This window comes from Nitrobacter sp. NHB1, from assembly GCF_036964665.1.
Lineage (GTDB): Bacteria > Pseudomonadota > Alphaproteobacteria > Rhizobiales > Xanthobacteraceae > Nitrobacter.
In genome coordinates this window covers 482735-500789 of the sequence record NZ_JBAMDA010000001.1, presented here as the reverse complement: position 1 = coordinate 500789, position 18055 = coordinate 482735, and the positions used below count along the sequence as shown (strand labels likewise).

The window sequence follows — 18055 nt, the reverse complement described above, 5'->3', positions numbered from 1 at the left end:
GGGCTTACGGCCGCAGCTCCTCCGGCAATGGTTCGAGCACGTCGCCCTTGGGGTCCGCGACCACGTCGATCTCGAAGGTCTCGACCGTCAGCGGCCCGCGCTTGCGTTCGAGGGTCGCAACCGTCTCAACGTGATTGAAATACCGCGCGGGGCGCCCCCACTCCTCCGTTCCGTCATCGACATAGAGCAGCTTGCCCATGAGCTGGTCGGCTGCCGGCTGCGGACCGTTGATCCAGCGGATGCGCTCGAAGCGCTGCACCACGCAAGTGCCCTTCGGCAGATAAAACCGAAGCCAGCTCGCAACGCCATAGCTTTGAGCGAGCACGCAGCGCGCGCCGGTCTTCGCGCGCACCGCCTCGATTTCAGCGGCAACCTCGCGCCAGCCCACACCGACGCTGCGCACCGAGGCGTCGCGCCGATATCCCGAGAGAAGGCCGGTGTTCACCTGCACCACCAGCGCCACCAACATCGCAACGCCCACCGGGACCGCCCAGCGGCGGCAGGCATCGGCGACACGCCGGCCGCGAGACGTCCAGCGCGTTACGTCGGCAGCCACCGCCGCCGCGATCGCCAGCGCCGGATAGATCGGTCCGAACCAGTTGGCCTCGACGCGAGCGTGCAGCGAATGCCAGACGAAATAGATCGTCAGCGTCCAGACCGTCGCGCTGATCAGCGCCCGCGCGGCCAACGTGCCATCGTCGCGCCTCAACAATGCAAACAGCCCCATCGCGGCGAGAACGAACACCGGCGGGGTCGCGAAGGCGATCTGCGTCGGGATCAACTCGATAATGTAGCGAAGCGTAAAGTGGTCCACGCGCGCGCGGCCGAACTGCTTGGCGAACGACACCCAATGGTGCTCGGCGTTCCAGATCAGGACCGGCGAGAATATCGCCAGTGCGACCAGCCCGCCGAGATAAGGCCACGGCGACCTCAGCCAGCGGCGCAATTCCGGCACGGCCAACAGCCAGATCAGGATCACCGGACCGAAAAACAGCGCGGTATATTTCGACACCAGCGCCGCGCCCACAGCCACGCCCACCGCGAGCCACCAGGCGCCGCGTCCGGTCACGAGCAGTTCGGCGAGACTTAGCAGCACGAAACTCGATGCCGCCATCAACGGCGCGTCCGGCGTCACGATCACGGTGCCGGCCGCCACCATCAGCATGACGTTGAGAAGAACGGTTGCCGTCGCCGCCGCACGCGTGCTGTCGAACAACAACACTGTCGCGCGATAGACCGCAAAGCTCATCGGCAGCGCCAGCAGGATCGAGACCAGCCGGACGCCGAATTCGGTATCGCCGGCAATCATGGTGCCGAGACGGATCACGATCGCCACCATCGGCGGATGATCGTAATAGCCGCCGGCCAGATGCTTCGACCATGTCCAGTAATAGGCTTCGTCGAACGTCAGCGGCGTCAACGCCGCAAAGACCAGCCGCAACGCTACCAGCGCGAGGACCGTGAGAACAACGGCGCGGACGGACCGCGTCTCGGTCAGACCCATCGCGGTACTATCGCCTGCGCCAGACGAACAGGCTGGACACCGCGTAGTTCCAGACCACGCCCATCAGCGCGCCGGCGGCGCCTGCCAGCCACCAGATCGGCTCCTGATTGTAGACCGAGAACGCGACGCCGACATTGGCGAGCAGACCGACACTGCACACCATGTAGAAAACAAGGAGGCCGCGCAGGATCCCGAGCCCTTTCAGGCGCTGATCGCGATAGGTCAGGAAATTGTTGAGCAGGAAATTGCTGGTCATCGCCAGAACCGCGCCAAAAGCCTGCGAGTGCGGAAACGGCCATCGCAGCGCATCGAGCGCGACAAACAGACCGGCGAAATGCACGACGACGCCGACCGATCCGACCAGCGCGAACAGCAGGAATCGCAACGAGACCGCATCACGCGTCAGCTTCGCCAGCACGAGGCCGAGGAAGTCCAGCGCGACCATCGAATCCAGCTTGCTCTCGCCGTGCAGCCGCGAACCGAACGTGAAGGGAATTTCCGTGACGCGCAGTGCGCCGCGCGCGGTTGCGATCACGTCGAGCAGGATCTTGAAGCCCTGGATCGAAAGCTCGGGCGCGAGCTGTTCGAAGCGGTCGCGGCGGATCATGAAAAAGCCGCTCATGGGGTCGGCGATCTCGATGCGCAGCAGCCGCTTCGCGACCGAGGTGGCCAGCATGCTGAAGCCAGCGCGCTGCTTGTCGAAGCTGTCGGCGCTGCCGCCTTCGATGTAGCGGCTGCCGACCGCGAGGTCGGCGGCATCGCTTTCCAGAAGCGCGAGCATCTTCGGCAACCGGGTTTCGTCGTGCTGAAGGTCGGCATCCATCACAGCAGTGCACGGCGCGCTCGATGCTAGAATACCTTCAATGCACGCGCCCGACAGGCCGCGCCGTCCGATCCGCCTGATGCAGCGAACGCGCGCATCGATCGCAGCCAGCTTCCGCACCACGTCGAAGGTCCCGTCGGGGGAATTGTCGTCGACATAGATGACTTCCCAAGCGATTCCCGTCAGCGCGGCGGACAACTTCCGATACAGCGCAATCACGTTGTCGCGCTCGTTGAAAGTCGGCACGACGACCGAAAGCTGGCGCGGCATTCCGGTTGATGGATCGACCGGCGCCGGTCTTATGGCTTCATTCATGGCGCCAGCATATATCCGTGACGGTCGCCGATGCCAAGGCAACCGGCGTCAGGACGACGAATCCCGCGCGGGAGCCGGAGATTTTCCACAAGTTGAAAATGGATGGAAATAAGGCAAAAAAAGCCAACGACCACGAATAACATGGCGCGCGTACATCCGGCGCACCAAATTATCCCGTGGTCGTCCCGGCGATGGAGCGGGCGTCAACATCGCCGTTGCCATTGAGATGGGTACGGCCGGAATATCCGCAAGAGGCAGGTCACATGGCAGGCAAGATCTACATCGGAATTGGCGGCTGGACCTTCGCGCCGTGGCGAGGCGTTTTCTACCCCGACAGGCTGACACAGGCGAAGGAACTGGCCTACGCCGCCTCGAAACTCACCTCGATCGAGATCAACGGCACCTATTACGGATCGCAGAAACCAGAAAGCTTCCGCAAATGGGCGCGCGAGGTGCCCGATGGCTTCGTGTTCTCGCTGAAAGGGCCACGCTTCGCCACCAATCGCCGGGTGCTGGCCGAGGCCGGCGACTCCGTGAAGCGCTTCTATGATTCCGGTGTGCTGGAACTTGGCGACTGTCTCGGGCCGGTGCTGTGGCAGTTCGCACCGACCAAGACATTCGACGAAGCTGACTTCGGCAAGTTCCTCGAACTCTTGCCGCGCAAGCTGGAGGGGCGCGCGCTGCGGCATGCGGTCGAAGTCCGCCACGACAGCTTCTGCACGCCCGCCTTCATCGCGCTGTTGCGGCAGTTCGGGGTGCCAGTGGTGTTCGCCGAGCACGGCAAATATCCGGCGATCGCCGACATCGCCGCGGATTTCGTCTATGCGCGTCTGCAGAAGGGCAACGACGAGGTCGAGACCTGCTATCCTCCGAAGCAGCTCGATGCCTGGGCGAAGCGATTTCAGTCCTGGGCCGAAGGCGGCGAGCCGGACGACCTGCCCCGCGTCGACAAGGCCAAGCCAAAGACAACACCGCGCGACGTGTACGCCTACGTGATCCACGAGGGCAAGGTGCGCGCGCCCGCGGGCGCGATGGAGCTGATCGCGCGAGTGAAATAACGGGAGGATAGGATGTGGCGGTGAAAAACCGGCTCTTCACCATCGGTTACGAGCAGACACCGGCCAGGGCCGTGCTCGACGAACTGGAACAGGCCGGCGTCAAGCTGCTAGTCGATGTCCGCGCCATCACGTCGTCCCGCCGTGCCGGCTTTTCAAAGAACCAGCTCGCCGCGAGCCTCGACGACCGCGGCATTGCCTACCTGCACCTGCGCGAACTTGGGACGCCGAAGCAAGGCCGGCTGGCCCGGCGCAGCGGCAAATTCGATGTGCTGCACGAAATCTATACAGCGCATCTGAAGACGCCGCAGGCCCGCGAGGAAATCGACGAACTCTCGGCGCTCGTTAAACAATCCGGGCCGGTCTGCATCCTCTGCTATGAGCGCGACCATCAGCACTGTCACCGCCGCTGGATCGCCGAGATCATCGAAGGACGCGACGGCGTCAAGGTGGAAAACCTGATCGCGCGGCGGCTGTAAGAACGACACCGGCCCAAGGTCTCTGGGGAAGTTCTCTCATTGTTCACTTACGCCCTCGCGATCGTCTGTTATCAGTAGTTGTACGTATATAGCGGTTGGGCTTGTGGGGGCTCAGTGCGTTGGGGGCGTCGCGTGCAGTGTGTTTGGCCGCCTTGCTGATGTGCACGACCATGGGTCGGCCGTTGGCCCAGCCTGCGGCTGCCGGTCCGCCGCTGGCCGACAATCTCAGCGGCGGCTCCAAACCCGAACGATTCCTGTTTTTCAGCGGCGTCGATCTCTGGCGCAACGGACAGGCCGGCTACGACGGGATGCTGCTGGCGCCGCAGGGCGACCTGAACAAGGACGGCCTCCTCATCCGCCTGTTCATGTCCGGCGATTTCGAGCGCTACGACACGCCGACGCAGCGCTTCACCACCAACATCTTCCGCGCTTCGGTCCTGCCAGGCTGGCGCGTCAAGCGCGGCAATGTCGAGATCAGGGTCTTCGCCGGACCGGCCGTCGAAAGTCATGCGTTGAAACCCGATATTCCGACCGACAAGCTGCGCGGCAGCCATTTCGGCGCCCGCGTCGCGACCGAGTTATGGTGGGAGCCTATGCCCGCGATGATGGTGGCGGCCGCCGCCTCGGCCACGACGATCGGATCGGGATACAGCGCCCGCGCGGCGGCCGGCTGGCGCCTCCTCGACCGCTTCTGGGCCGGGCCTGAAATCTCCGCATCCGCCGACGAGTTCAGCACCCAGTACCGGATCGGCGCGCACCTCACGGGCTTCAAGACGGGACCGGTCGAATGGTCGGTCGGCGCCGGCTTCGTTGAGGACAGTTTCGATCGCAGCGGCATCTATGGGCGCATTGGCGTTCTGTTCCGGAAGTGACGGGCTCAGGGAGCCTCGGGATCGAGGCTCAGACCGGCTGCACCGCCTTTTGGACAGCATCCTGCGCGGGGCGCCGCGATCAGCCGCGTTGAACCGCCGCCAGCGCCTGCGGCGTATCGATATCGAGAAATGCGCCGTGACCGTCAACCGCGACTTCCGCCACCACTTCACCATGGCGCGCGAGCAGATGGCGCGCACCGGCATCGCCCTCGAGCGACAGCAGCTCGCCGAAAAATCGCCGCGACCACAACACCGGATTGCCGCGACTGCCATCGCTGACAGGGACCGCGATCAGCATGCCCTGATCCGGGGCAAAGGCCGCGATCAGCCGATCGACGAGATGCGCATCGATCAGCGGCATGTCGCCGAGGCAGACCAAAGCGCCGCCAGCCTCTTTCGGAACCGCCGCGACGCCGGTCTTGAGCGAACCGGCGAGGCCAGTGTCAAAGTCCGGATTGTACACGAAGGTGACGTTCAACCCCCGCAGCGCGCGCTCGACCTCTGCGGCCTGATGGCCGGTGACGACGGTCACGCTCGATGCTTTTGATGCCAACACCTGCTCGGTCACGATGCGGACCAGCGGCTTGCCGTTCAGCTCCGCCAAAAGCTTGTTGGGGCCGCCCATGCGGGTCGAACGCCCGGCGGCGAGGATTACGGCCGCAATATTGCAATTGTTGTCGGTCGCAGGCGAAATGCGCGGTTGCGGCCGCGTCACGATTTCCATCAACAGACCGCCGACCCCCATGCCGGTCAGGTCGCGTCGCGCGACCTTCAATCCGGCAAGCAGGCGCATCAGCACCCAATCGAACCCGTTTTCAACAGGAGACCGTGCGCAACCTGGCGCGCCCAGCACCGGCACGCCGCGCGCTTTTCCGATCAGAAGCAGGTTACCGGGATCGACCGGCATACCGAAGTGCTCGACAACGCCGCCAGCGCCGGTGAGAGCCGCGGGAATGACATCGCGGCGGTCGGCAATCGCGGATGCACCGAACACGATGACCAGTTCAGCGCCGAGATCGAGCATCTCCTTGATCGCCGCCGTCAGCACGGCTTCGTCATGCGGCACGCGGCGCTCGGCGATGATCGTCGCTCCCGCGGGCGCGAGACGATCGGCGGTCACGCGCAAGGTCTTGTCGATCACCTTCGACGCGAGGCCAGGGAGCACGGTCGAGACGATGCCGACACGCTTGATGCGGTACGGCGCAATCCGCAACACATCGCGGCGCGCCGCCGCGACCGCCGCATCGCGCAGCTTCGCCTCGACGCCGAACGGAATCAGCTTGACGGTGGCGATCATCTCGCCCTGGACCACCGGCTTGTAGGCCGGGAGCGTCGCAAACGTGATGGCTTCGTCAACATTGTTGATACGGCTGACCGCTGTGCGATCGATCACCAGCACGCCGGCCTGCGCCGCGAACAGGTTGGCCCGGCCGGTGAACGCCCGCTCCACCGTGACGCCATCGCCGGCGACAGCTTTCGCGACATCCGCCGCCGCCACGTCCTCAGAGACATCGCCATCCTCGAGGCGGACGACGACGACCTCCTTCACGCCCGCCCTGATCAGCGCCTCGACCTCCACAGGCCCGATGGTGGTGCCCTTCTTGAGTACAAACACACCCTGCCGCAGCGTATGAACGGTGACGCCGCCGATCGCGTCGTCCGGAGTAGCAGAACCAAACTTCATGCCGCGCTCGCTTTCGGCAGCCGTAGCTGCGCCGTGATTTCCGCCATGATGGCCACGGCGATCTCGGAGGGTGAAATGGCGCCGATCTCCAGCCCGATCGGTGCATGGATGCGTGCGATGCCGGCCTCGGAAACGCCTTGTGCTTTGAGCCGGTCGGCGCGCGCGGCGTGGGTCTTCCGCGAGCCCAATGCTCCGATGTAGAAGCAATCGCGCTCAACCGCGTGCAGTAGCGCCGGATCGTCGATTTTGGGATCGTGAGTCACGGCAACGAAGGCTGTATAGTGATCGATGTTGAGCGGCGGCAGTGCGACGTCGGGCCACTCGGCGATCAACGGCACATCTGGAAACCGTTCCGGACTCGCAAACGCCGTGCGCGGATCGACCACGGTGACGTCATAGCCGAGCGAACGCGCCAGCGGCGCCAGCGCCTGGCTGATGTGAACCGCGCCGACGATCACAAGCTTCGCTGTCGGCGCGTAGACGTTCAGGAACAGCTCCCGGCCGTCGATTTCGACCGTCCCGCTCCTACCCATGCGCAGATGCCTGTCCAGCTCCGTATGCAAAGGATCGCCGGCGAGGTCGGCAGCCTTTACGACGCGCTGCTCGCCATTACCGATATCGGTAACCACGATCACCGGCCGCCGCGCGGCTCGCTCCCTGTTGATCTCTGCAAGCGTGGCAAGTTTCATTTCGCGGTCAGCCGACTTTCTCGACGAAGACACGGATGGTGCCGCCGCAGGACAATCCGACAGTCCACGCGGTCTCGTCACCGACACCGAACTCCAGCATCCTGGACACACCGCTGGAGATCACGTCCAGCGCCTCCGTCACCACCGCGCCCTCGACGCACCCGCCGGAGACCGAGCCGAGAAACGTGCCCTCGTCATTGACGACGAGGCTGGAGCCCGCCGGACGCGGGGCCGAGCCCCAGGTCTCAATGACAGTCGCGAGCGCAACGCCGTGGCCGGCCTTCTGCCAGTCCTCGGCCGCCTTCAGAATATCCTCATCGCGATCGAGCATGGCGGTCACTCAATTCAAGCTGCGGGGCGGAGGGGATCGCGGCGATGCGGTGCCAACGCCGGGGACAGCGCGGCGATCAGCCCCTCGATAGACGACAAATTATGCACCGGACGAAATTCGTCAACGTGCGGCAGCATCATTTTAATGCCCTGCGCCTTCGGTTCAAAGCCGTCATAGCGCAAAAGCGGGTTGAGCCAGATCAGGCGGCGGCAGGACCGGTGCAGGCGATCCATCTCGAACGCCAGTTTCGAGTCGGCCTCGCGCTCCAGCCCGTCGGTGATCAGCAGCACGATGGCGCCCTGCGCAAGCACGCGCCGGCCCCACAGCTTGTTGAAGTTGTGCAGCGAGGTCGCGATCCGGGTCCCGCCGGCCCAGTCCTCGACCACGGATGAACAGGCGGCCAGCGCCTCGTCCGGATCCCGCGCCCGCAGCGCGCGGGTAACATTGGTCAAACGCGTTCCAAACAGAAAGACCGAGACGCGCTTGCGCGCATCGGTGATGGCATGGAGGAAATGCAGGAACAGCCGGGTATATTCGTTCATCGAGCCGGAGATATCCAGCAACGCCACGATCGGAGCCGGCTTGTCGATCAGGCCGAGGCGATGAATATCGACGATCTCCCCGCCGGTGCGCAGGCTGCCGCGCAACGTCCGGCGCAGATCGAGCCGCAGTCCCCGATGATCGGGCCGGGTGCGCCGCGTGCGCAGTTCGGCCTGCGGCAGCTTCAACGTCGCGATGACCTGCGTGACCTCGGCGATCTCGGCCGCGCTCATCTGGGCAAAGTCCCGCTTCCGCAGCACCTCGCGGTCGGAGACGGAAAGCCGGACCTCCTGCTCCTGCGGCGCGTCGCGCTCACTGGCGATCGCCGGCTGCGACAGCGCCTCGTGAACGCGCCGCGACGCGGGCGACGGCGGCTTCTTTGCCTGGTCCGGCAGCGGGACCGAATCCAGTATGTTTTTCCATTCCTCCGCGACGCGGAAGAACAGATCGAAGGCCTGGGCAAAGATCAGCCCATGTTCGTGGCGCGTCACGAAAATCGATTCAAGCGTGGTGAAGACGTCGGCGCGGTTGCCGATGTCGATCAGGCGCAAGGCATTCAGCGCGTCGATGACGGCGCCCGAGCCCACCGGAAGGCCGGCGGCGCGCAGCGCACGCGCAAAGCCGACAACGTTGTCGGCGATCCGGCCAGTCGGCGGGTCGAGATAATTGATGGTCATAGCCTAATACCTTGGTTGTCATTCCGGGCGCACCACTTGGCGCGAACCCGGAATCCAGTAACGCGTTCAGGCTTCTGGATTCCGGGTTCAAGCTTCGCGTGCCCCGGAATGACGAAAAACTAACTTTCGCTAGTCGCTTCCTTCAACACCTTCTGCAGGCTGTCGCCCTGCATCCGGCCGATATCGTCCTGATATTTTAAGAGCGCGCCGATGGTGTCGCCGACAACCTGCGGCGTCAGCGAACGGGCATCGAGTTCGGTCAGCGCCGTCGCCCAGTCGATAGTCTCGGCGACGCCCGGATTCTTGTAGAAGTCCCGATTACGCAGCGCCTGCACAAAGCCGACCACCTGCTGCGACAACTTCGCGGAAATGCCGGGCACCTGCGATTTGACGATCGCCAACTCGCGCTCGGCTGAAGGGTAATCGACCCAATGATAGAGACAGCGCCGCTTCAATGCATCGTGAATCTCACGGGTCCGGTTCGAGGTCACGATGACGATCGGCGGCGCCGGCGCCTTGACGGTGCCGAGTTCGGGGATCGTCACCTGGAAGTCGCTGAGGATTTCCAGAAGATAGGCTTCGAAAGCCTCGTCGGCACGGTCGAGTTCGTCGATCAGGAGCACCGGCGGGCCGGCCACATCCGGCTCCAGTGCCTGAAGCAGCGGCCGTTTGATCAAATATTTCTCGGCGAAGATGTCGCTGGAAAGCTGCTCGCGATCGGTATCGCCGGCCGCTTCCGCCAACCGGATTGCAATCATCTGCGCGGCGCTGTTCCACTCATAGACGGCGGACGCGACATCGAGGCCCTCGTAGCATTGCAGCCGGATCAGCTTGCGCCCCAATGCGGCCGACAACACTTTCGCGATCTCGGTCTTGCCGACGCCTGCCTCGCCTTCGAGAAACAGCGGCCGTCCCATGCGCAGCGAAAGAAACACCACCGTCGCCAGCGACCGCTCGGCGAGATAGCCGTGCTTCGCCAGCAGCTCGAGCGTCGCATCGACGGAAGGCGGCTGTGCCGATATCGTCGTCATGATGAAACCTGACCGAACGCAGCAAGCATCTGCATATCATACCTTGCCGTTCGCGGCATCGACGGCGCGGCGCGCAAGCACCCCGATCAGATGCGCGCGATATTCCGCGCTGCCATGGAGATCGCTATTCAAGCCGTCCGCCGACACCGATAACCCATCGAGCGCCTTCGACTTGAAGCTCTTCTTCAAGGCCTCTTCGAATCCCGTCAGGCGGAACACGCCGCCCTCGCCGGCGCCGGTGACAGCAACGCGCACGTCCGACGGCCGCCTGGCGACGAACACGCCGACCAGCGCGTAACGCGAGGCCTGATTGCGAAATTTCTGATAGGCGGCCTTTTTCGGCAGCGGAAATATCACCCTGGTGATGATCTCGTCGCTCTCCAGAGCAGTAGAGAACAGGCCCTGGAAAAACTCATACGACTTCAGGCGGCGCTTGTTGGTGACGATAGTGGCGCCGAGCGCCAAGCAGGCCGCCGGATAATCGGCGGTCGGATCGTTGTTGGCGAGCGAGCCGCCGATGGTCCCCTTGTGGCGCACGGCGGGATCGCCGATCAGCCCGGCGAGTTCGGCCAGCGCCGGGATCGCCTCGCCCACGATCGGCGAGTTGGCGACATCGGCGTGCTTCGCGGTCGCGCCGATCACCAGCGAGCGCCCCTTCATCTCGATGCCGTCGAGACCTTCGATATGGGAGAGATCGATCAGATGCGCCGGGCTGGCGAGCCGCTGCTTCATGACCGGCACCAGCGTGTGGCCTCCGGCGATCAGCATGGCGTCTTCGTTCTTGACCAGCAGATTGGCAGCCTGCCGCACGGTCGCCGGTCGATGATATTTGAATGCGTACATGGCTCAGTTTCCCGGAATCGTCTCGCGGTGTCGCGATTCCAAACTCATGCACGATCCGATTTCGCCATCGCCATGGCGCCCGCCGCAATCGATTCGACAATGTTCTGATAGCCGGTGCAGCGGCAGAGATTGCCCTCCAGTTCCTCGCGAATCGTGCGGTCGTCAAGATCGTAGCCCTTGCGTCGAACCAAATCGATCGCGGTCATGATCATGCCCGGGGTGCAGAAGCCGCATTGCAAGCCGTGATGCTCGCGAAAGGCCTCCTGCATCGGATGCAGCGGCGCACCGTCCGCGGCGAGGCCTTCGATGGTCCTGACCTCGTGCCCGTCGGCCATCACCGCCAGCGTGGTGCATGACTTCACCGCCTTGCCGTCGAGATGCACGACACAGGCGCCGCATTGCGACGTGTCGCATCCGACATGCGTGCCGGTCAGGCGCAGATTCTCCCGCAAGAACTGCACCAGCAGCGTGCGGGGATCGATATTGGCAGTGGTCGGATTGCCGTTCACAATCAGCGAAATCTTGGCCATCGGCACTCTCTTTGGATGCACTGCCGCGATCCCCGATCGTAACATGATATGGGCCATCCCGATAATGGGCAACCTCATGCGGGGCAGCGCCGGTCATGACAAGGCGAAGCTTCGACGGGTCTATCCCTGAACCGCCTTGGCGAAGTTCGCAAAAAATTCGTCCGCCAGCTTCTTGGCCGTACCGCCGATCAACCGCTGACCCAGTTGCGCCAGCTTGCCGCCGGTCTGCGCCTCGACATCGTATTTGAGCAGGGTACCGTCGTCCTGATCGGCCAGCACCACGGTCGCATCACCCTTGGCAAAGCCGGCGACGCCGCCCTCCCCTTCGCCCGAAATCTTGTATCCGTTCGGTGGGTCGAGATCGCTGAGCATCACCTTGCCCTTGAAGCGGGCGGATACGGGACCGATCTTCATCTTGGCGACGGCCTGGAATTCGTTCGCATCGATCTTGGTCAATTCCTCGCAACCCGGAATGCAGGCCTTCAACACCTCGGGATCGTTGAGCTTGGCCCAGACCGCGTCGCGGGACGCCGCAAGCAGGACTTCACCGTTCATCGTCATGGCCATGCGTTGTTTCCTCGACCGCCTGCCGCCCCGTTCGACGGCGTTCGCCCTTCAAGTAGGGAACGGCGAATAAAAAAGAAAGAGGAGCGTGGTTGGAAGACGCCGCGCATAAGCATCGCGACGCGATCGGCGCGACATCCTGACCGACGATCCACGCATGGCGCGCTGAATAAATAAACGTAGAAGCGGTGTCATTGCCGGGCTTGACCTGGCAATCCATCATCTTCTGAAATGTATTTGTGAAGATCGATGGATACGCGGGTCAAGCCCGCGTATGACCTCTGAACGTCTTGACGGAGAATACCCGATGCCCATGATCGATGCCGACGGCTGCCTGCTGAATGTCTCCGTCGAAGGACGCGACGGCGGCCCGACCCTGATGCTGTCGAATGCGCTCGGCTGCACGTTGCAGATGTGGGAGCCGCAGATGGCGGCGCTGTCGAAACTGTTCCGCATCGTCCGCTATGACCGGCGCGGCCATGGCAAGTCCGGCGTGCCCCCCGGTCCCTATTCGATGGAGCGGTTCGGCCGCGACGTACTCGCGATTCTGGACGACCTCAACATCGCGAAGACGCACTGGTGCGGATTGTCCATGGGCGGCATGGTCGGACAATGGCTCGGAGCGAACGCGCCGGAGCGCTTCGAGCGCATCGTTCTCGCCAACACCGGTTGCTACTATCCCGACCCGGCCAACTGGCACACCCGCATCAAAACTGTGATGGACGGCGGCCTCGCTGCAATCGCCGACACCGTGATCGGCGGCTGGCTGACCGCCGATTTTCGCGAACGCCAGCCGCAGATCGCGGCGAAGCTAAAAGCCATGCTGAGTGCTTCTCCACCGGAGGGCTACATCGCCTGCTGCGAGGTGCTGAGTACGCTGGACCAGCGCGCGCTGTTGCCGCGCGTCAAGAGCCCCACGCTTGTCATCACCGGACGGCACGACACGGGGACGCCCGTCGCGACCGGCGAATACATCCGCAGCCGGATTCCCGGCGCCAGCATGACCATCCTCGACGCCGCACACATCTCTAATATCGAGCAACCGCACGCCTTCACCGAAACCGTGGCCGGCTTCCTGATGCAACGGTAGTCAGTCCATAAGCGCCCGCAGCCAATCACGCGGTCAAGGAAGCCGGTGCGATTGCTCAGGCGCTTGGGCTGCCGAAGGGATAGATTGCCGGCTCAGGCGGCCATTGCCGCACGGGCTCCGTTTTGCGCTGGAATGGCGGCTCGACCGCCATCAGGATCGCGCCGCCGAGCAGCAGCAGCAGTTCGGTCGCATGCAGACGTATCGCGGCCACCTCGCCGACCCGTGACGCCATCACCATGCTGCCGAACGTTATGAGGCTGCCGATGCCGAGCGCCATCGCCAGCGCCTCGTCACAACCGCCGGTTTTCCGGACCGAGGCGCGCGTCGTCATCAGCAGGAACACTGCGAAGAACACGACGACGGTCATCTTGCCGAGCGCCAGAAGCCAGGCGAAACGCACCAGGTTCACCGACGCGAAATGCAGGTGGTCGCCGAGGAAGAGCGCCACCGACACATTGGGAAGGTCATAGAGTCCGTGCACCGGCGACACCACGATCTTGAAGGCCACGGTGGTCCATACCGGAATGAAATAGAGCGCCAGCAATGCGCCGTTGACCGTGCTGATCCGCCAGGAGTTCGTCGACATGCCGCCATCCGCTGTTTGCGCGGCCGCTATCTTCCAGAACCCGGCGCGGCCTTGACGGCGATTAACGTCCGGTAAACGCGATGCCGCAATTGAAACCTTTTGTTTACCTTAATCGGCCCGTCGGCCTGTGGACAACGTGGCGGACCGCGAGCAGAAAAACACAATCCTGCCTTCGGCGGGATTCCTGGAAACCTCGGGAACTTTTGGTTGCCAGCTCCTGACGGCCTTTCCGGCCCAAGTTCTGCCGCTGTTAACCGGGCCTCTGGCACCTTGCCACGGCCGCTCGTGTGCCGCCGGAACCGGAAAGCGCGAGGGAATGCACAGCCGCCGGGCGCCTGGACGCGGTTGTCGCGGTTGCCGCTCCCGATTCCCACTGTTAGACATTGATTCAAGACGCGCCGGTCCGGCTGCCGGAGCCCATCACCGCGTCTGATATCGCCGCGTTGGGGACGCAGATTACGGCAGCGCATGGATTATTTCGCCCAGCAATTGATCAACGGCCTCGTGCTCGGCTCGATCTACGGCCTGATCGCGATCGGCTACACGATGGTCTACGGCATCGTCGGCATGATCAATTTTGCTCACGGCGACATCTTCATGATCGGCGGATTCATCGCCCTCATCACCTTCCTGATTCTGGTATCGATGGGCCTCACTGCCGTGCCGCTGATTCTGCTCATCGTGCTGCTGGTATCGATGGCGGTCACCGCCGTTTACGGCTGGGCCGTCGAGCGCATCGCCTATCGGCCGCTGCGACAATCGTTCCGACTCGCGCCGCTGCTGTCGGCGATCGGCATGTCGTTCGTGCTGTCGAATTTTTCCCAGGTCACGCAGGGTGCGCAAGTCAAGCCGATCCCGCCGCTCATCACCGGTGGTCATACCCTTTACGAACAGGGTGATTTCACGGTGCGGCTGTCCAACGTGCAGATCGTCGTCGTGATCACCACGGTGGTGCTGCTCGCGATCTTCACCTGGATGGTGTCGCGCACCCGGCTCGGTCGCGATATGCGCGCCTGCGAGCAGGATCAGACCATGGCGGCGCTGCTCGGCGTCGACGTCGACCGCACCATCTCCATGACCTTCGTGATCGGGTCGGCGCTCGCCGCCGTCGCCGGCATCATGTACCTGCTCTATTATGGCCTCGTCGATTTCTACATGGGTTTCGTCGCGGGCATCAAGGCATTCACGGCGGCGGTGCTCGGCGGCATTGGCTCGCTGCCGGGCGCGATGCTCGGCGGCCTCGCAATCGGGCTGATCGAAACCTTCTGGTCGGCTTATTTCTCGGTGGAATACAAGGACGTCGCCGCGTTCTCGATCCTTATCGTGGTGCTGATCTTTAAGCCCACCGGATTGCTCGGTCACCCTGAAGTCGAAAAAGTCTGACGGATCCGGACGTGGAAGCACCCGCTCCGAACCACCAATCTGCGACGCGCAGCCTCGGCATCGCCTTCATCCTGAAGAAAGCCTTCATCAGTGCGTTCGTGGCGCTCATTCTATTTTCGCTGATGATCGGAATCCGCACGGTCCCCGGGCCGAGCGGGCAACTGACCTATACGACGCGCTTCGGCGAACTCGCCGCGATGGTCGCCATTGTGTTTGGCGGCAGCATCGTCGTCGAACTGCTTCGGCATTGGTGGGGTCCCGCGGACGCCGTGCGGATCGTTCCGCTGCCGGTCCAGACCGGGCTCGACAGCGCGCGCCGGCTGCTGGCGCCGGCGCTGCTGATCTTCGCATTTCTGGTTCCGGTGATCTTCTACGACCAGCGCTATATCCTCGATCTCGGAATCCTCGTGCTGACCTATGTGATGCTGGGTTGGGGCCTCAACATCGTCGTCGGCCTTGCCGGCCTGCTCGACCTCGGCTACGTGGCCTTCTACGCGGTGGGCGCCTATTCCTATGCGCTGCTCGCCACCACTTTCGGGCTCGGCTTCTGGGAGTGCCTGCCGCTTGCGGGCCTGCTCGCGGCATGCTGGGGCGTGATGCTTGGGTTTCCGGTGCTGCGGTTGCGCGGCGATTATCTCGCCATCGTGACACTGGCGTTCGGAGAGATCATCCGCCTCGTCATCATCAATTGGCAGGATCTGACCGGCGGACCGAACGGCGTCAGTGGCATCCCGCGACCGACGTTCTTCGGCATTCCGCTGTCTCCCGGCGAGGATGGGCTTGCCGCAAAACTGGGCATCGATTTCTCCCCGACCCACCGCATCGTGTTCCTGTTCTATATCATTCTTGTACTGGCGCTGCTGACCAACTGGGTCACGATTCGCCTGCGCCGCCTCCCCATCGGCCGCGCCTGGGAAGCGCTGCGCGAGGACGAGGTCGCCTGCCGCGCGCTCGGCATCAACACCACGACGACCAAGCTGACGGCATTTGCAACCGGCGCCCTGTTCGGCGGCTTCGCCGGAGCCTTCTTCGCGACACGGCAGGGCTTCATCAGCCCCGAATCGTTCACATTCCAGGAATCGGCGCTGGTGCTTGCCATCGTCGTGCTCGGCGGCATGGGGTCGCAGCTCGGCGTTGCGCTCGCGGCGCTGGCCATGATCGGCGGCTTCGAGCTTTTCCGCGGCTTCGACCAGTACCGTATGCTGGTGTTCGGATTCGTCATGGTGCTCCTGATGATCTGGCGCCCGCGCGGCCTGATCGGCCACCGCGCGCCGACTGTCTTTCTCGAGCATAACCGAGCGATCTCGTCCGACCTCGTCAAGGAAGGCCAGGGATGAACGGCGGCGATGACATCCTTGCCGTCGAGCACCTGTCGATGCGCTTCGGCGGCATCGTCGCGGTCAACGACCTGTCCTTCGCCGCGCAGCGAAACAAGATCACCGCGCTGATCGGGCCGAACGGTGCCGGCAAAACCACCGTCTTCAACTGCATAACCGGATTCTACAGACCGAGCGGCGGTTTGATCCGGCTCGTGCACGCCGACGGTGCGGTTCTGCACCTCGAACGCTTGAATGACTTCCGGATTTCCAAGCTGGCGAAAGTCGCCCGCACCTTCCAGAACATCCGGCTGTTTCCGGGGATGACGGCGCTGGAGAACCTGATGGTCGCCCAGCACAACATGCTGATGCGCGCATCTGGCTTCACGCTGCTCGGGCTGCTCGGCCTACCGTCGTGGCGCACGGCGGAGCGGGATGCGATCGATCGAGCACGATCCTGGCTCGATCGCATCGGCCTGCTCGACCGCGCCGATGACGCTGCCGGAAACCTGCCCTACGGCGACCAGCGCCGTCTCGAAATCGCGCGCGCGATGTGCACCGAGCCGACGCTGCTTTGCCTCGACGAGCCCGCCGCCGGCCTGAACGCGCGGGAAAGTGCCGCGCTGAACGAACTCTTGCTGGCGATCCGCGCCGACTGCGGCACCTCGATCCTGATGATCGAGCATGACATGTCGGTGGTCATGGAGATTTCGGACCACATCGTGGTGCTGGACTATGGCGTCAAGATCGCCGACGGCGCGCCGCGCGCCATCCGCGACGATCCCAAGGTGATCGCGGCTTATCTCGGCACCGGCGACGACGAGGACATCACGGCCGGATACACCACATGACCGTGCCGCAAAGCGAAGCTCCAACCGCTCCCTCCTCGCAGGATACCCCCCTGCTCGCGATCCGCGGGCTGCGCGCGTCCTACGGCAAGATCGAGGCGCTGAAAGGCGTGGACCTAGTCATCAGGCCCGGCGAGATCGTGACCCTCATCGGTGCCAATGGCGCCGGCAAATCGACGCTGATGATGACTATTTTTGGCCGCCCCCGCGCCAAGGCCGGCAAGGTCGAGTTCGACGGCCGCGACATCACCGGCATGGCGACCCACGAGATCGCGCGGATGCATATCGCACAGTCTCCCGAAGGACGACGAATTTTCCCACGCATGAGCGTCGCCGAAAATCTGCAGATGGGTGCCGACGCAACCGGGTCGGGCGAAGGCGACCGCGCGGCGAACCTCGAGCGCGTGCTGACGCTGTTTCCGCGCCTGAAGGAGCGCCTGACCCAGCGCGGCGGCACGCTGTCCGGCGGCGAGCAGCAGATGCTGGCGATCGGCCGCGCGCTGATGAGCCGCCCGCGACTGCTGATGCTGGATGAGCCGTCCCTCGGCCTCGCGCCCCTGATCGCCCGCCAGATTTTCGATGCGATTCGCACGCTCAATCGCGAGCACGGCCTGACCGTGCTGGTGGTCGAGCAGAACGCCAACCATGCGCTGCGGTTGGCGCACCGCGGCTACGTCATGGTCAACGGCCTCATCACGCTCAGCGGAACCGGTGCTGAACTGCTGGCGCGGCCAGAAATCCGCGCGGCATATCTGGAAGGCGGCCGGAAAACCTAGACTAACCTTCGCTGCTTTCGCCGGGATGAGGCGGCGAAATTCCGTTCGATTACCGCGCCCGAGTGACGCGCAACCTCAAATTGGCGATGACTTCGCCGCCGTTTCAGCCGACAATGGCG

Annotated in this window: 20 protein-coding genes; 9 read left to right on the top strand and 11 right to left on the bottom strand. The window is 63.8% G+C overall.

Annotation, left to right across the window (positions count from 1 at the left end):
- Nucleotides 1-4: 4 nt before the first annotated feature.
- Both V4R08_RS02355 and V4R08_RS02350 read right to left on the bottom strand, forming a co-directional pair.
- Complete coding sequence (locus V4R08_RS02355) at nt 5-1504, bottom strand: glycosyltransferase family 39 protein (RefSeq protein ID WP_335577865.1); 1500 nt, start codon at nt 1502-1504, stop codon at nt 5-7.
- A 7-nt stretch (nt 1505-1511) separates the two neighbouring features.
- Nucleotides 1512-2642: a glycosyltransferase gene (locus tag V4R08_RS02350; protein WP_335577864.1), complete on the bottom strand. Its 1131-nt coding sequence runs from the start codon at nt 2640-2642 to the stop codon at nt 1512-1514.
- A 17-nt stretch (nt 2643-2659) separates the two neighbouring features.
- Here V4R08_RS02350 and V4R08_RS02345 point away from each other — a divergent pair, with 17 nt between their 5' ends.
- The 4 genes from V4R08_RS02345 (at nt 2660) to bcsS (ending at nt 5048) form a co-directional block, all read left to right on the top strand.
- Complete coding sequence (locus V4R08_RS02345; RefSeq protein WP_335577863.1) at nt 2660-2782, top strand: hypothetical protein; 123 nt, start codon at nt 2660-2662, stop codon at nt 2780-2782.
- A gap of 123 nt (nt 2783-2905) precedes the next feature.
- Nucleotides 2906-3700, top strand: coding sequence for a DUF72 domain-containing protein (locus V4R08_RS02340; protein ID WP_335577862.1), 795 nt, complete (start codon nt 2906-2908; stop codon nt 3698-3700).
- A gap of 14 nt (nt 3701-3714) precedes the next feature.
- Entirely contained in the window at nt 3715-4176 is a 462-nt protein-coding gene (locus tag V4R08_RS02335; RefSeq protein ID WP_335577861.1) for a DUF488 domain-containing protein, read from the top strand.
- A gap of 170 nt (nt 4177-4346) precedes the next feature.
- Nucleotides 4347-5048, top strand: coding sequence for a cellulose biosynthesis protein BcsS (bcsS, locus tag V4R08_RS02330; protein WP_335577860.1), 702 nt, complete (start codon nt 4347-4349; stop codon nt 5046-5048).
- 79 nt (nt 5049-5127) lie between these two features.
- On the opposite strand, the gene V4R08_RS02325 is transcribed toward bcsS, so the two are convergent.
- The 8 genes from V4R08_RS02325 to V4R08_RS02290 all read right to left on the bottom strand — a co-directional run bounded on the left by V4R08_RS02325 (nt 5128) and on the right by V4R08_RS02290 (nt 11940).
- Nucleotides 5128-6732, bottom strand: a complete 1605-nt coding sequence (locus V4R08_RS02325; protein ID WP_335577859.1) for an NTP transferase domain-containing protein — start codon at nt 6730-6732, stop codon at nt 5128-5130.
- Entirely contained in the window at nt 6729-7421 is a 693-nt protein-coding gene (locus V4R08_RS02320) for an XdhC family protein (RefSeq protein WP_335577858.1), read from the bottom strand. Before V4R08_RS02320 ends, V4R08_RS02325 begins: the two co-directional genes overlap by 4 nt.
- A 7-nt stretch (nt 7422-7428) precedes the next feature.
- A complete protein-coding gene (locus V4R08_RS02315; RefSeq protein ID WP_335577857.1) occupies nt 7429-7752 on the bottom strand; it encodes an XdhC family protein in 324 nt (107 codons plus the stop codon).
- Between the two features lie 14 nt (nt 7753-7766).
- Nucleotides 7767-8969, bottom strand: a complete 1203-nt coding sequence (locus tag V4R08_RS02310) for a vWA domain-containing protein (RefSeq protein ID WP_335577856.1) — start codon at nt 8967-8969, stop codon at nt 7767-7769.
- 119 nt (nt 8970-9088) lie between these two features.
- Nucleotides 9089-10000: an AAA family ATPase gene (locus V4R08_RS02305; protein ID WP_335577855.1), complete on the bottom strand. Its 912-nt coding sequence runs from the start codon at nt 9998-10000 to the stop codon at nt 9089-9091.
- Nucleotides 10001-10036: 36 nt separating this feature from the next.
- A complete protein-coding gene (locus V4R08_RS02300; protein WP_335577854.1) occupies nt 10037-10843 on the bottom strand; it encodes an FAD binding domain-containing protein in 807 nt (268 codons plus the stop codon).
- A gap of 44 nt (nt 10844-10887) precedes the next feature.
- A complete protein-coding gene (locus V4R08_RS02295; protein ID WP_335577853.1) occupies nt 10888-11373 on the bottom strand; it encodes a (2Fe-2S)-binding protein in 486 nt (161 codons plus the stop codon).
- Between the two features lie 120 nt (nt 11374-11493).
- Nucleotides 11494-11940, bottom strand: a complete 447-nt coding sequence (locus tag V4R08_RS02290) for an SRPBCC family protein (protein WP_335577852.1) — start codon at nt 11938-11940, stop codon at nt 11494-11496.
- A gap of 304 nt (nt 11941-12244) precedes the next feature.
- On the opposite strand from V4R08_RS02290, the gene pcaD reads away from it, so the two are divergent.
- A complete protein-coding gene (gene pcaD / locus V4R08_RS02285; protein WP_335577851.1) occupies nt 12245-13027 on the top strand; it encodes a 3-oxoadipate enol-lactonase in 783 nt (260 codons plus the stop codon).
- A gap of 55 nt (nt 13028-13082) precedes the next feature.
- Here pcaD and V4R08_RS02280 read toward each other — a convergent pair whose 3' ends face one another.
- Nucleotides 13083-13613 (bottom strand): hypothetical protein, encoded by a 531-nt coding sequence (locus V4R08_RS02280; protein ID WP_335577850.1) that lies wholly within the window; start codon nt 13611-13613, stop codon nt 13083-13085.
- A 468-nt stretch (nt 13614-14081) separates the two neighbouring features.
- Here V4R08_RS02280 and V4R08_RS02275 point away from each other — a divergent pair, with 468 nt between their 5' ends.
- Genes V4R08_RS02275 through V4R08_RS02260 form a run of 4 tightly spaced genes read left to right on the top strand, consistent with a single transcriptional unit; the run spans nt 14082 to nt 17936 of the window.
- The gene (locus V4R08_RS02275; RefSeq protein ID WP_335577849.1) at nt 14082-14996 is read left to right on the top strand and encodes an ABC transporter permease subunit; all 915 of its coding nucleotides are present in this window, start codon (nt 14082-14084) and stop codon (nt 14994-14996) included.
- 11 nt (nt 14997-15007) lie between these two features.
- Nucleotides 15008-16333 (top strand): high-affinity branched-chain amino acid ABC transporter permease LivM, encoded by a 1326-nt coding sequence (livM, locus tag V4R08_RS02270; protein WP_335577848.1) that lies wholly within the window; start codon nt 15008-15010, stop codon nt 16331-16333.
- Nucleotides 16330-17163: an ABC transporter ATP-binding protein gene (locus V4R08_RS02265; RefSeq protein ID WP_335577847.1), complete on the top strand. Its 834-nt coding sequence runs from the start codon at nt 16330-16332 to the stop codon at nt 17161-17163. Before livM ends, V4R08_RS02265 begins: the two co-directional genes overlap by 4 nt.
- A complete protein-coding gene (locus V4R08_RS02260; protein WP_335577846.1) occupies nt 17160-17936 on the top strand; it encodes an ABC transporter ATP-binding protein in 777 nt (258 codons plus the stop codon). Before V4R08_RS02265 ends, V4R08_RS02260 begins: the two co-directional genes overlap by 4 nt.
- The last annotated feature ends 119 nt before the right edge of the window (nt 17937-18055 follow it).